The sequence below is a fragment of the Acinetobacter tibetensis genome, from assembly GCF_023824315.1.
GTDB lineage: Bacteria > Pseudomonadota > Gammaproteobacteria > Pseudomonadales > Moraxellaceae > Acinetobacter > Acinetobacter tibetensis.
In genome coordinates, this window is sequence record NZ_CP098732.1 from 68917 (window position 1) to 82292 (window position 13376).

General features: G+C 43.2%; 13 protein-coding genes. 6 read left to right on the forward strand and 7 right to left on the reverse strand.

Going from position 1 to position 13376, the window contains the following annotated elements; translation table 11 throughout:
• Window positions 1–270 precede the first annotated feature (270 nt).
• Both aciT and M5E07_RS00320 read left to right on the forward strand, forming a co-directional pair.
• The gene (gene aciT / locus M5E07_RS00315; RefSeq protein ID WP_116762157.1) at window positions 271–603 is read left to right on the forward strand and encodes a ciprofloxacin tolerance protein AciT; all 333 of its coding nucleotides are present in this window, start codon (window positions 271–273) and stop codon (window positions 601–603) included.
• A 372-nt stretch (window positions 604–975) separates the two neighbouring features.
• The gene (locus M5E07_RS00320; RefSeq protein ID WP_116762155.1) at window positions 976–1455 is read left to right on the forward strand and encodes a fimbrial protein; all 480 of its coding nucleotides are present in this window, start codon (window positions 976–978) and stop codon (window positions 1453–1455) included.
• A 65-nt stretch (window positions 1456–1520) separates the two neighbouring features.
• Here the strand turns inward: M5E07_RS00320 and dtd are convergent, their stop codons facing one another.
• The gene (gene dtd, locus M5E07_RS00325) at window positions 1521–1961 is read right to left on the reverse strand and encodes a D-aminoacyl-tRNA deacylase (RefSeq protein WP_252220935.1); all 441 of its coding nucleotides are present in this window, start codon (window positions 1959–1961) and stop codon (window positions 1521–1523) included.
• 156 nt (window positions 1962–2117) lie between these two features.
• Here dtd and pncB point away from each other — a divergent pair, with 156 nt between their 5' ends.
• From pncB to asd, 3 genes are all read left to right on the forward strand, one after another.
• Complete coding sequence (gene pncB, locus M5E07_RS00330) at window positions 2118–3326, forward strand: nicotinate phosphoribosyltransferase (protein WP_252220937.1); 1209 nt, start codon at window positions 2118–2120, stop codon at window positions 3324–3326.
• Between the two features lie 109 nt (window positions 3327–3435).
• Window positions 3436–4284 carry a sulfurtransferase gene (locus M5E07_RS00335; protein ID WP_252220939.1) on the forward strand — a complete coding sequence of 283 codons (849 nt, stop codon included), beginning with the start codon at window positions 3436–3438 and terminating at the stop codon, window positions 4282–4284.
• A complete protein-coding gene (asd, locus tag M5E07_RS00340; RefSeq protein WP_252220941.1) occupies window positions 4281–5132 on the forward strand; it encodes an archaetidylserine decarboxylase in 852 nt (283 codons plus the stop codon). Before M5E07_RS00335 ends, asd begins: the two co-directional genes overlap by 4 nt.
• Window positions 5133–5219: 87 nt before the next feature.
• Here the strand turns inward: asd and phoR are convergent, their stop codons facing one another.
• The 3 genes from phoR to M5E07_RS00355 form a co-directional block, all read right to left on the reverse strand.
• Complete coding sequence (phoR, locus tag M5E07_RS00345; RefSeq protein ID WP_252220943.1) at window positions 5220–6578, reverse strand: phosphate regulon sensor histidine kinase PhoR; 1359 nt, start codon at window positions 6576–6578, stop codon at window positions 5220–5222.
• Between the two features lie 10 nt (window positions 6579–6588).
• Window positions 6589–7299, reverse strand: a complete 711-nt coding sequence (gene phoB, locus M5E07_RS00350; protein ID WP_116762143.1) for a phosphate regulon transcriptional regulator PhoB — start codon at window positions 7297–7299, stop codon at window positions 6589–6591.
• Window positions 7300–7519: 220 nt separating this feature from the next.
• Window positions 7520–8206: a TetR/AcrR family transcriptional regulator gene (locus M5E07_RS00355; protein ID WP_116762141.1), complete on the reverse strand. Its 687-nt coding sequence runs from the start codon at window positions 8204–8206 to the stop codon at window positions 7520–7522.
• Window positions 8207–8416: 210 nt separating this feature from the next.
• Between M5E07_RS00355 and M5E07_RS00360 the strand changes: the two genes are divergently transcribed.
• Window positions 8417–9256: an SDR family NAD(P)-dependent oxidoreductase gene (locus M5E07_RS00360; RefSeq protein WP_252220945.1), complete on the forward strand. Its 840-nt coding sequence runs from the start codon at window positions 8417–8419 to the stop codon at window positions 9254–9256.
• Window positions 9257–9309: 53 nt separating this feature from the next.
• Here M5E07_RS00360 and M5E07_RS00365 read toward each other — a convergent pair whose 3' ends face one another.
• The 3 genes from M5E07_RS00365 to M5E07_RS00375 form a co-directional block, all read right to left on the reverse strand.
• Entirely contained in the window at window positions 9310–10677 is a 1368-nt protein-coding gene (locus M5E07_RS00365; RefSeq protein ID WP_252220947.1) for an MATE family efflux transporter, read from the reverse strand.
• A 127-nt stretch (window positions 10678–10804) separates the two neighbouring features.
• Window positions 10805–11959 carry a methionine aminotransferase gene (locus M5E07_RS00370; protein WP_252220949.1) on the reverse strand — a complete coding sequence of 385 codons (1155 nt, stop codon included), beginning with the start codon at window positions 11957–11959 and terminating at the stop codon, window positions 10805–10807.
• Between the two features lie 101 nt (window positions 11960–12060).
• Window positions 12061–13365 (reverse strand): DUF445 domain-containing protein, encoded by a 1305-nt coding sequence (locus M5E07_RS00375; RefSeq protein WP_116762133.1) that lies wholly within the window; start codon window positions 13363–13365, stop codon window positions 12061–12063.
• Between the last annotated feature and the right edge of the window lie 11 nt (window positions 13366–13376).

Consider the following 13376-nt stretch of genomic DNA (forward strand, 5'->3'; position numbering starts at 1 on the left):
AAAACCCCGTTGTTTTTTTGTAATGACACGCCAACTCATGGCATATCTTGCTTCCATTCAAGTCGAAATGACAAAAAATGTAATGACAAAATAATATTGCGACAAGGTATGTCGTTCAATAAAAAAGCATGCCTTTTTTTCTGTTTAAAACTGCTCATAATGCTTGCATAGAGATACAGATAAACAAATTTCACAAAATTAATATAGGTCGTGAGAATTACTGGTCGGGTCCCTGCCCAGACACGATTTCCATTGAAGACGGAGGTTTTTATGGTCACAGCGAATTTAGCAACCATAATTGGCTTGAGTTGTGTGGCTGTTGCACTGATTGCTGTTTTCTTCTCGCCTTATCGTCGTTGGCTGAGCTTTATGTTCGCAGGTATGATGTTCTGGGGCTTGCTAGAAATGATTCGACTGAGCATTCAGGTCGTGTTTGATTTACCTATGGCGTATAGTTATCTGGCTGCGGTGAGCTTATCCATGACGATGGTGACGCTATTATTGTTCCGAGAAGATCGCCGTGCTGAACGTGCTTTATCAAAGCGTCGTTACATTGAACATACCCCTGTATATGAAGATGATCAACAGTACAGTAGCCGTTAAGCGTTGACGGCTCCTTTTCAGCCAAGATGGGAGGGAGCTAAGTTCCAAGGCAGTTTGGACAATCAGAAAATAACAATAAGTATTACCATACTAGGCTGAATGCTGATGATGCAGTTCATACGTGTAGAAATAGGTAAGTTTTGATTTTTAGTCAGGACAGTTGTGATTTAGCCAATCTAAGGGTTTAAACTTTTATATGCTGATTTACGCATGCGACAAAAAGACTGTGATTTTGTGATCAACATAAAATTTTTGTTTGTGACTTTAGCGCTCAGATTGGGATTGTTATACAAAGCCTAGCTTCCATCAGAATTAAGTTATGGTAGGATGGAGCAGTCAATTTTTCTACAATTACAATAGGCTTTAAACGTCATGAAACTGTCTTCAATTCCAGTTGTCAAACTACCTTTGGTCGATGTGAGCACGGATCCACTTGATCTTTTAGTGGCGAGTTTAGTGTTGCGCATGAAACAACTGGCTCGTACCAGCCCAAAATTTATTGAGTTGATTCATGAGCGTCAATTTCGCATCCAAATTGGGACTGACCAAGGTGTAGCGCGTCAAATTATTATCAACAATGGACAAATTGATACAGTTTCAGGTGATGCAGAGAAAGCCGATTTTATCCTGCAATTTGTAGACAGCGAGCAAGGTGTGAAAACCTTACTGAAAGGTGATCCATCGGCATTCATGACGGGGATGCAAAATGGCAGCATCAAAATGGAAGGTGACTTCAGCTTATTGGTTTGGTTTAACAAAGTTGCAAAATTGATTCCACCAAAATTACCAAAACCAGTGAAAGAGAAAATTCAATTGGCGCGTCAATTCTTAAAAGAAAAAACAGGTCGATAAGTCTTAAATTGCGAAGCAATAAAAAAGCCTACAACTCACTGTAGGCTTTTTTATTGCGGAATTTTTCATTCAACTTCAAGCTGAAAAGTCACAGGACCGTCATTAATTAAATGCACTTTCATGTCTGCTGCAAAAATGCCCGTTTGTACTTGTTCAAACTGAGATTTGGCATAGTCCACCAATTGCTCATACAAGACTTTGGCAGCATCAGGCGGCATTGCAGGGCCAAAATCTGGGCGTAAGCCTTTTTGTGTTTGCGCCATCAGGGTAAATTGCGACACCAACAATAAACCACCTTGAGCTTGTGCCACGTTCCAGCCCATTTTGCCTTGTTCATCATCAAAAATGCGGTACTTGAGGATTTTATCAATCAGCTTTTTGCCTTTTTCAAGCTGATCCTCTTTGCCGATTCCCAAAAAGACCAGCAACCCATGTTGAATTTCACCCGTAACTTGACCGTCGACGATCACTTTGGCTTCAAGTACTCGCTGTAATAAAGCACGCATGAGAATCCCTCAATGTTAATGTGGCAGGCATTGTAGCAAAGATGACTTTAGCAGGGGTTTTGAGACATCTTGATTTGGTGAGTTTTCTGCAATCAATGGCTTTTTTCAGCTTGAAAGTGTGCTTTAATGCTAGAAGTTGATAAAAACTGAACCTTTATGTCTGCAATTATTCACTCACTCCTCGATACTGACTTATATAAGTTCACCATGTTACAAGTGGTGCTGCACCAGTTCCCGCAAACACATAGTGTTTACCACTTCCGTTGCCGTAATTTGGATGAAACGGTGTATCCCTTGGTGGATATTTTGCAAGATTTGAATGAGCAACTGGATTATTTGTGTCAGCTTCGGTTTAAAGAAGATGAATTGCAATATTTGCGTGGCTTACGTTTTATTAAAAGTGACTTTGTCGATTATCTAGAATTATTCCAGTTAAAACGCCGCTTTATTCATGCAGATGTCGATCAAGAAGGTCGATTAGACATTTGGGTGGAAGGTCCCATGGTGCAAGCCATGATGTTCGAGATTTTTGTTTTGGCGATTGTGAATGAACTGTACTTCAAACGCATTCGTACGCCAGAAGTGCTCGAAGAAGGCGAGCGTCGCCTCAAAGCCAAAATTGAATTTATTCAACAGTGTGAACAGCAGCAGCGCCCAGAAGATCCGCCTTTCTTGGTATCGGATTTTGGTACCCGTCGTCGCTATAGTTTGACTTGGCAAAGGCAGGTGATTCAGGCATTTCACCAAGCAGTACCGAATGTTTTTCGTGGCACCAGTAATGTGTTGTTGGCAAAAGAATTAGGAATTTCACCCATTGGCACCATGGCGCATGAGTTTTTACAAGCTTTTCAGGCGCTAGATGTGCGGCTGCGGGATTTCCAAAAAGCAGCATTAGAGACTTGGGTGCAAGAATACCGTGGGGATCTAGGCATTGCCCTGACCGATGTGGTGGGAATGGATGCTTTCCTACGCGATTTCGATTTGTATTTTGCCAAATTATTCGATGGTTTGAGACATGACAGTGGCGACCCTTTTGTTTGGGGGGATAAAGCCTATGCGCATTACAAAACCTTGAAAATTGACAGCAGAACCAAAATGCTGACCTTCAGTGACGGTTTAAATTTACAAAAAGCTTGGGCATTACATCAATATTTCAAAGACCGTTTCAAAGTCAGTTTTGGGATTGGCACCAATTTGACCAATGATATGGGGCAGACTCCATTGAATATTGTGTTGAAGTTGGTGGAATGTAATGGACAATCGGTGGCGAAAATTTCAGATAGTCCAGGCAAAACCATGACCGATAACGATACCTTTTTGGCCTACTTACGTCAGGTTTTTCAAATTACAGAGCCTGCGCATTAATTGATTTATATTGCTGATTTTCTGCAATGATCTCTAGGAAAATCGGCAGTTGGTAGACATGGGCTTATGCTAAGATCAAGCTGTTGCCAGAACAAAACGTGTAAAAAAGATGACGGAATCTACGCTAAATTTGGGTTTATTAATCGAGGTGGAAGAGCTACTTCCACATTTAGACAATGAAAAATTACGTATCGTGGATTTAAGTCGACGTTCAGTTTATGAGCAGCTACATATTCCACATGCCATTCCGCTTAAGCCCGCACAATTGCTGCGCCAAGAAGAAAATACCACAGGATTATTACCTGATGCTGAAGGCTTGACTGCGCTGATTCAGTATTTGAATATTAGCCCTGAGCATCATGTGGTGGTTTATGATGATGAAGGTGGTGCTTGGGCAGGACGCTTGATCTGGAATTTGCATTGCTTAGGTTTTTATAATACCTCGCTGCTCAATGGCGGTATTCATGCATGGTTAGGGCAAGGTTTTCCCACCACTTCAGAACAGGAGCAATTCGCCCCTGTAGAATCCTTAGTGCAAGTCAATTTGGCTGCGCAAGATCAAGTCCGAATTGAATATCCCGAGTTGCTGTCTTTGGTACAGCAAAACGCCATTCAGCTTTGGGATTGTCGAACTGAAGATGAATATACGGGTTTAAGATTAGCAGCGCGACGCGGTGGTCACATTCCAAATGCGCGCCATTTTGAATGGAGTACTGCACTTAACCGTGAAAATCATTTAAAATTGCATGCTTTAGAACGCACACAACAACGCTTAGAACAACAAGGTTTCAATTTACAAGAACCTGTCGTGGTGTACTGCCAGTCACATCATCGTTCAGGTTTGGCTTATATTTTGGGTCGTGTATTGGGTTGGAATATTCGAGCTTATGATGGTGCGTGGAGTGAATGGGGCAATCGCCTCGATAGTCCAATCGTTACTGGAGAGTTACCGTCTTGAGCCTCACCTCACGTTTAACAAAACAATTTTTTATTCAGGCGCAACGCGTTGTGCCACAACATCAACTCTCGCGTGTGGTCGGGAAGATTGCTGCCAGTGAACATCCATTGATTAAAAACACGGCAATTTCTGCATTTAAAGCGCAATATGGCATTGATATGTCGATTGCAGAGCAAAAAAATGCGTTGAAATACAAATCATTCAATGAGTTCTTTACCCGTGCTTTGCAAGATGGTGTGCGTGAGATTGATGCCGATGAGACGAGCATTGTGTCACCTGCCGATGGGGCAATTTCACAACTGGGCCATATTGAATCTGGTGAAGTGTTCCAAGCCAAAGGGCAAAGTTTCTCTGTAGAAAAGCTGATTGCGGATCCTCAATTAGCAGAGCCATTTAAACAGGGTGAATTTGCAACGGTATATTTATCTCCGCGCGATTATCACCGTGTACATATGCCGTTTGCAGGTACGCTCACCGAAACTTTATATGTGCCGGGTGAATTGTTCTCTGTGAACCAAACCACGGCAGAAAATATTCCAGGTTTGTTTGCACGTAATGAGCGTATGGTGTGTTTGTTTGATACCGAGTTGGGGCGTATGGCCGTGGTGTTAGTCGGTGCGATGATTGTGGCAGGCATTGAAACAGTTGCGACAGGCAAAGTGAAACCGACTGGGCGTTTAGAGTTAAACCAGCACAATCTTTTCCTTGAAAAAGGCGCAGAGCTAGGGCGTTTTTACTTAGGTTCAACCGCGATTGTCTTGTTTGAACACAATAAAATGCAGTGGGATGCGCAGTTTAAAGCCAATTCGACGGTAGTGATGGGCGAAGCATTGGGGCATACCCTGTAATGATGCCTTTGAGATGGTTGTCGTATGCAACCATCTCAATCCCTATTTTTTAAATCATATAATAATCATTTCTGAGTAAAACAATTTTTAGCTCATGTGATACAGGCGCTCTTTCGGGAACACCACTTTAAAGGTCGAGCCTTGATTCTCTTTGGATTCAATTTCTAAATGTGCGTTGTGCTGCATCAGTACGTGTTTCACAATTGCCAGTCCTAAACCCGTTCCACCTGTTTGACGACTACGTGCGCTATCCACACGATAAAAGCGTTCGGTTAAGCGTGGCAAATGTTTTGGATCAATACCAATACCTGTATCTTCAACCGTGAAATAACCATGTTCGCCATCATCATGCCAACCCATGGTAATGGTACCGCCTTTCGGGGTGTATTTAATCGCATTGGTAATGAGATTGCTAAACGCACTGGCCAATTCGGTATCTGAACCAATGAGGTCGCAATGACTGTCGATGTCCAAATTCAGGGTATGGCCATAATCCACATTATAAGCCTGCGCATCATCGAATAACTGATTCATCAGGCTTGGCATTTCAATAATCTGGTTTTTGGCAATTTGCTTATTATTTTCCAAACGGGATAACAGCAAGAGGTCATTGACCAAGGCATTCATACGTTTGGTCTGCGCCTGCATTTGCTCAAACGCACGCTTCCAGCGTGGATTTAAATCTTCTTGGTCGGTAAAGGTTTCAATATAACCACTGAGTACCGTTAAAGGCGTGCGTAATTCATGTGAAATATTATCGACAAAATCTTTACGCATTTGCTCCAGATTGTGCATCCGAGTCACGTCATACGCCACTAAAAGACGGCTTTCACCGCCAAAGCGAGTCATTTTGATTTGTACGTAATGATCTTCAAACACTGAGGATTTCATTTTAATCCCGTCAGGGATTTGATCGCTTTGTTTGAAATATTCAATAAAACTCGGCTGGCGTAGAATGGTCATGATATTGCGACCACGATCTAGTGACTGAATACCGAGTAGTTTTTCCGCCGCGGGATTCCACCATTCAATTTGATGCGACTCATCAATTAACACCACCGCTTCCGCCAGTGCCACCAAAGAGGATTGTGCACGGTCAATCAAGCCGACCATTTCAGCCTGAACAATACGTTCTTGGCGCTGTGCACGATAGACATTAAATAATAATGCTCCCCAGATGCCATTTAAATTAGGCGGAACATCATAAGGACGGTTGGAAATCCATTCATTGACCAAGTACAAAGAACGCAGTTGGAAACCGAAAAAAATGGTAAAAGCGGTAAAAATACAAACCCAAAAATACCCGATGCCAAACCCGATTAAGCTTGCAATGAGCAGTAGAAACGCCAGTAAACGTAAATCTTGTTTGGCAAATATCCATAAACTGCTGTAACGGAATTTTTGATGCTCACGCGCCAGTTCGGGGACAGGGTAGGGTTCATACATAAAACTAAAATTAACCTAAAGCTACATCAGCACGAGTGGAGAAGCGGTAACCCGTTCCACGCACGGTTTGAACAAAACGGTCTGCACCATAGGGTTCTAAGACTTTGCGTAAACGACGAATATGGACGTCAATGGTACGATCTTCAATATAGACATTGCCACCCCAAACCTGATCAAGCAATTGCGCACGGGTATAAGCACGCTCAGGATGCGTCATGAAGAAGGCCAGCAAACGATATTCAGTTGGCCCCATTTCTAGAATGTTATTGCTAAAACTGACGCGTTGGCTGACTGGGTCAAGCAATAAACCATTGGCATCAATGGTTTTTTCGCCGCTTAGAGCATTGGCGCGACGCAGCACTGCTTTAATGCGCGATACCAATTCACGCGTCGAAAAAGGTTTGGTCATGTAGTCATCTGCACCTGCATCGAGACCTTGGACTTTATGGTCTTCTTCTCCGCGTGCAGTCAGCATAATGACTGGAATTTCAGATAAGTTTTCATCGCGTTTAAGGCGACGACAGAGATCGACACCGCTGACACCACCAGGCATCATCCAGTCGAGCAGAATTAACGCTGGGCGTTGATCGACAATCATTTGATGCGCCTGTTTTGCATCTTCTGCCTGTAAGCATTGAAAGCCTGCCATATCCAAAGAGGTATGAATCATCTCTCGAATTGGAAGTTCGTCATCGACGATTAGTATGTAGTCATCTTTCACAACGCAATATCCTATTGATGATAACGGTAGGCCGTTTTTTATTTATGACAGGCTTATTACAAAGATTAATTATGACAGTATCATTGCAGAATAGGGCAGAATCCCAATTTTCGCAAAGTTTTGTGACAATTTTTAGTCGAATTCATGAACAATTTTAGACAGGCGTAGAGGCGGTCATAAAATTAGAGTCAATTTTTTGTAAAAATTAAATCGCTGTAATTTAATTTTTTTTCTCAGAAAATGATTCGAGTAGGGCTAAGAAAACCACCCGACATGATGCCAATACATCTTCCAGAGACTGTTTAAAGCCACTGATGACCCAACGAATCGCAATCTGGGTAACATAACCATTTAAGCCTGTAGAAACCCATGAAATTTCACGTTCTGAATGCGGGATATTCGGCATCATCAACATGACAAAAGCATGAATCATACGGTCAAAACGCAACATGGTTTCGTGAATGGTGGCTTGGTTATGCAGTTCTTGCACCAGCATAGCATCGATATAAATAATACGTGCCATCCGCGGGTTATCTTTGAGCGTGGTGAGTAGGGCAGTTAAGCCAGCATCGACCATTTTTTCATGACTGTTCGAGGCTTGCATAATCGCTTGCATGACATTCTGTTGCAGTTCATCAATCAGTTTTAAAAAGATGGTTTGGAAGAGTTGATCACTTTTTTTAAAGGATTCATAAAAATAGCGTTCGGTCAGTTTGGCTTCATTGCAAATGTCTTTGACCGTGACGGCAAAAAAACCATGGGTGCCATAAACTTCAATACCCGCTTCGATGAGTTTTTCACGACGTGCCTGTTGACGCTCAGTCAAAGAGAGTCCTTTAAACTGGCGTTCTTTATTTTTTAACGGTTGGTTATTTTTTCCTGCATCGTTGGTATTGGAATAAGTCATAAAGATAAAACGTAGCAAAGACCGCCTATAGTTTAACAACAATTGCTGCAAATGCCTAAATTAAACGCGGAATTTGGCCGAAAGGAGATTCATCAGACATTTATTGACAATGGTTATTGTCAAATTTATATTGAGAGAGTCTTTCGCGTCATGCATAAAAGAATGGGGGTAGCTTTGTCATACCGCCTTAGGAACCAATAAGGAAAGAAAATGAAAACATTTAACAATAAAGTCGCCGCTGTAACAGGTGCGGGTTCAGGGATTGGTCAACAGTTGGCATTACTTTTAGCTCAACAAGGTTGTCACCTTTCTTTAAGTGATATTAATGAGCAAGGTTTGGCAAAAACCGTAGAATTACTCAAAGACAGCAATGTACGAGTGACCACCAAAAAACTGGATGTGTCGGATCGTGAAGCCATACGTACTTGGGCAGAAGAAACAGTACAAAATCATGGTTCAGTCAATATGATTTTTAACAATGCTGGGGTGGCATTGGGTTCGACCGTTGAAGGGGCGAGTTATGATGAACTAGAATGGATTGTGGGGATTAATTTTTGGGGTGTGGTGTACGGGACCAAAGAGTTTTTGCCTTTGATTAAGCAAACAGGCGATGGTCATATCATCAACATTTCTAGCTTATTCGGTTTAACGGCTCAACCCACCCAATCGGCTTATAATGCCACCAAGTTTGCAGTTCGTGGTTTTACCGAATCCTTACGTCAGGAACTGGATATTGAAAACTGTGGGGTTAGCGCGCTGTGTGTACATCCAGGTGGTATTCGCACCAATATTGCCAATGATGCGCGTATGAATGACAGCTTGCGCAGCTTGGGGATGAATCCAGAAAAATCGGCACGCACATTTAACAAGTTATTACGTATTCCACCAGAAGAAGCTGCACGTCAAATTTTAGCTGCGGTACAAAAGGATAAGCGTCGTGTTTTGATTGGTAATGATGCAAAATCATTAGATTTGATACAGCGTATTTTGCCGACAGGCTACCAAAAGGTGACTGCTATGGCGACGACGTTGAGTAAACGTTTCAAATAAAAGGTGATACGTGTTGATCTGAGGATCAGCACGTTTTTTCAGCCAATCAGCCATTAAATTAAGGTTTGTATGGTTTTCTTTTTCCAGACAAATTGGTAATACAGACCTTGCATCACACATAGGCAGACAAAGGCAAGTGCATAGGCATACCATATACCTTGCAGTCCCCACCAGTCACTAAATAAATAAGCGCAGGGGACTTCAATAGCAATAATGGCAACAATGTTGATGATCATCGGAACGGTGACGGTACCACTGGCACGCATAATCGACGCGAAAATTGCGCTGGCACCAAAGAATAAAATGGACCATAACACAATAAACAAAAGCTGTTGACCAAGCTCGACTACAGCATGATCTGTGATAAAAAGCGCCATCAGATATTTCGAAAATAGATAACCTAAAACCACCAATAAACCTGTAATCGCAATATTCATCCCAAGTGCGGTACGTGTAACTTTGGCGAGTAATTCTGACTTTCCAGCGCCAATCGCTTGCGCGGCAAAAATCGATGCTGCAATGGCAATCGAAAGTGCAGGGAACTGAATATAATTCAGAACCTGATTCACTGCCCCATAGGCAGCAGTCGCATCAGCACCATGACGATTGACCAACCCCACAATCACCAAACCAGCAACCGAAGTCGTGACCATTTGCACCCCGGTCGGAATGCCGAGGCGTAAAATAATTTGACTGAGTTGGCGGTCAAAACGAATATGGCGCAGCATTTGCGCGTCGAGTCTGAGCGGGTGTTGTTTATAAGCCAGATAAAAATATAAAAAAATCAGAACAGAAATAAAACCTAAGGTCGATGCAATCGCAGGTGCAACAATTCCCAGTCGAGGAAAGCCCCAATAGCCTGCAATCAAGACAGGAGTCACACAAAGGCCCACTAAAATGGTCATGCCCGAGGCGATTAAAGGGGTCGTGCTATCGCCCACACCGCGTAAAATGGAGGTATAAATAATATAGATAAATAATAAGGGGCTACCTGCGAGCATCCACTGCACATAAGGCAAAGACAAATGCATGACGGCTTCATCCGTACCCAACGCCAATAACACATGACGGGCAAACAATACCCCCAGCAGGGCAATGATGCTTCCACCAATTAGGGTCATAAATAGGGTCGAGCCAACCACCGCCCGCACTTTTTCTATATTCTGTGCACCCCATGCCTGTCCGATCAATACAGTTGAACCTGCGGACAACCCAATTACAAAGGCCATTAAAAAGAACAAAATCGGAAAAAATACTGCTACTGCGGCAATCGCCTGCACCCCCATCATCTGCCCGACAAAGACCGTATTAATTGTCCCTGATAGGTTTTGCAGAATATTGGTGGCAATCAACGGCATCAGGAAAATAAAAAAGGCTTTCCATAGCTTTTGATGTTGCACCAAAGGGTTGTGTGCCGACATAGATGATCCTGTGCTCTTTTTATCGTATTGTTTCAGCTTACCCTAGCACAGTTAGCATAGAAAAAATGGATGTATTTCAGTAAACAAAGTCACATTACATAGGTTGTTTTTTACGCTTGGATTGGCTTTATACCGCACTAAGAATTTGGGTGGCTTGGGTCAAGGTCTGTTCAGTTTTGGCGAAACAAAAACGAATCAGTTTTAAATCTTCAGGTGGTTGTTGATAAAACACAGAAATTGGAATCGCTACAATGCCATGCTGTTCGGCAAGGAAGTGGCACATGTCAACATCATTCAAATCGGGACGAATTGCACGATAATCCAGATTTTGGAAATAGGTGCCTTGAGAGGGCGTCAATGTAAATCGGGAAGCTGCTAATCCTGCATTAAATAAATCACGTTTTTGCTGATAAAAATGAGCAAGCTGCTGAATATGTTCAGGATGTTCTTGCATGTACTGCGCTAAAGCGACTTGGACTGGCGTGACTCCACAAAAATTGGCAAATTGATAAACTTGACGAAAGACCTGCATCAACTCAGGCGCAGCCACACAATACCCTGTTTTCCAACCCGTCACATGGAAGGTTTTTCCAAATGAACCGACCACAAAACACCGTTCACGCAGCTCTGGAAAAGACAAAGCTGAATAGTGCTGTTGTCCATCGTAAACCAAGTGTTCATAGACCTCATCTGACAGCACCACAATATTTCGATTTTGGATCAGTTGAATCAACTGTTGCCAATCTTGCTTGGACCAAATGGCCCCCGTTGGATTATGTGGTGTATTGACAATGATCATGCGGGTTTTGGCATTAATTGCGTTGGCAACTCGGTTCCAGTCCACATGAAAATGCGGTGCAATTAAAGGGATATGAACTGCTTTTGCACCGACCAAAGCAATACTTGGCGCATAGCTGTCATAGCTCGGATCAAACACAATGACTTCATCACCCGCATTTACAAGGGCTTGAATGGCACTAAATAAGGCGATGGTCGCCCCAGGTGTAATGGTGATTTCATGGACAGGATCGAGATTCAGTTGATCGCGCTGTAGAAACTGTTGCGCGACTTGTTGGCGTAGGCTGAGTAAACCATCGCCTGCTGCATATTGATTAGATCCGTGTAAGGTTGCATGGCTCAAGGCTTCAACCAAGGCTTGCGGGGGAGCAAAGTCGGGAAAGCCTTGTGATAAATTGAGTGCATTCAGCCGTTGTGCCATGGCAGTCATCTGGCTAAAAATCGTGACCCCTTGTGCAGGGAGTTTGGAATGAATTTCAAGCATGACCGCAGACTCAAGGAAGAATAAACCGATTTAATTTAGCATGTTGCAGGGTTTGTACAAGTTTAAATCTATTTATTTCTCTGTCTGAGTCGTATCGTGAACTAGAGCAAATAATCGACCACAGCACGAATAATCCCCAGTGCGAGACCAATAAAGGCCCCCACCACCACGCCGTTGACACGAATCATGTGCAGGTCGCCACCGACTTCATTTTCAATTTTACCAATCATCTCGCGTGAGTCCCATTCATGAATGCGTTCGCTAATAAAACGAATCACTTTTTCACTGTATTGATCACTCAAATTCACCGCCAAACCACTCATGCGATCATTCAATAACTGGCGGACAGCCTGATTGGCAATGATGTTCTCTCCAACCTGTTGAATCGCCACGCGTAGATTGGCTGCAATACCTGAATCAGGCTGCATTAAATCGGCTTTGATGGCATCACATAAAATGACCACCGCACCGCGAATAAAATTCAGCACTTGAGGGCTATCCAGTAAGGCATCTTTACCCTGATTCAGGCGTTGGCTTGCTGCACTGTTCCGATCGGTTAATTGCAGCATCAGTTCTTGGGCAGTTTCTTCAATCTGTTGTCGCCAAGGATGCTCTGGATTGGCGAGCATGGATTCTACCCGTTCAATCAGTGAGTCAATGGTGCGTTGTTGCACATCAATCCCAATCCAACTGGCGCCTTTGGCCAATTTAGAGACTCCCAGTTCTTTAAACAGTTTTTGTGTGAGTTCACGGGTTTGCTCTGGATGGTGGATCATCCAGTCATGCACGACATCTAGACCACGTTGCAATACATCTTGGTGGAAGTCATTTTCAATCACGGCACGCAGCATTTCACTGGCCAGCATGTTGATATTGGTGTTGCGCACCCATTGCACGCTATTGTTTTGAATAAAGCGTCCAATCTGTTCTTGCCCAACAAAGTCAAAGATTTTCGGGACGGTTTGCTGAATCACTTGCGTCACTTGCGTGTTGTTATGCGGATTGGCTAACCATTGACCGACGGCCAGACTCAAGTCGATATTTTGAAGACTACGTTCGACCACTTGGGGAGAGAGAAAATTTTCCTGTACAAAACGCCCCATGGACTCGGCAATGCGGGCTTTGTTGCGGGGAATAATTTCGGTATGGTCAAGTAAGAACTTGGGAATTGGCATTTTGCCAAAAGGATTGCGAAACAGTACCGTAATGGCATACCAGTCTGCTAATCCACCGACCATACCTGCTTCTGCGGACAACATGAGAATATGAATCAGCCAAGCGTATTCGGGCATGAATTTGGCGAGTACCATAAGGACAATCCATGTCATGACCGCCAGCAATAAAGCGATATTTGCGAAGCGTTTACTCCGTTGCAAGCTTTCAGAACTGGTGGTCGCTACAGGCATAGAATGGTCCT

Bases quoted from the DNA above. Each gene is read 5' to 3' on its own strand.
- aciT (WP_116762157.1), top strand. From the start codon at position 271: ATGGTCACAGCGAATTTAGCAACCATAATTGGCTTGAGTTGTGTGGCT.
- M5E07_RS00320 (WP_116762155.1), top strand. From the start codon at position 976: ATGAAACTGTCTTCAATTCCAGTTGTCAAACTACCTTTGGTCGATGTG.
- dtd (WP_252220935.1), bottom strand. From the start codon at position 1,961: ATGCGTGCTTTATTACAGCGAGTACTTGAAGCCAAAGTGATCGTCGAC.
- pncB (WP_252220937.1), top strand. From the start codon at position 2,118: ATGTCTGCAATTATTCACTCACTCCTCGATACTGACTTATATAAGTTC.
- M5E07_RS00335 (WP_252220939.1), top strand. From the start codon at position 3,436: ATGACGGAATCTACGCTAAATTTGGGTTTATTAATCGAGGTGGAAGAG.
- phoR (WP_252220943.1), bottom strand. From the start codon at position 6,578: ATGTATGAACCCTACCCTGTCCCCGAACTGGCGCGTGAGCATCAAAAA.
- M5E07_RS00355 (WP_116762141.1), bottom strand. From the start codon at position 8,206: ATGACTTATTCCAATACCAACGATGCAGGAAAAAATAACCAACCGTTA.
- M5E07_RS00360 (WP_252220945.1), top strand. From the start codon at position 8,417: ATGAAAACATTTAACAATAAAGTCGCCGCTGTAACAGGTGCGGGTTCA.
- M5E07_RS00365 (WP_252220947.1), bottom strand. From the start codon at position 10,677: ATGTCGGCACACAACCCTTTGGTGCAACATCAAAAGCTATGGAAAGCC.
- M5E07_RS00370 (WP_252220949.1), bottom strand. From the start codon at position 11,959: ATGCTTGAAATTCATTCCAAACTCCCTGCACAAGGGGTCACGATTTTT.
- M5E07_RS00375 (WP_116762133.1), bottom strand. From the start codon at position 13,365: ATGCCTGTAGCGACCACCAGTTCTGAAAGCTTGCAACGGAGTAAACGC.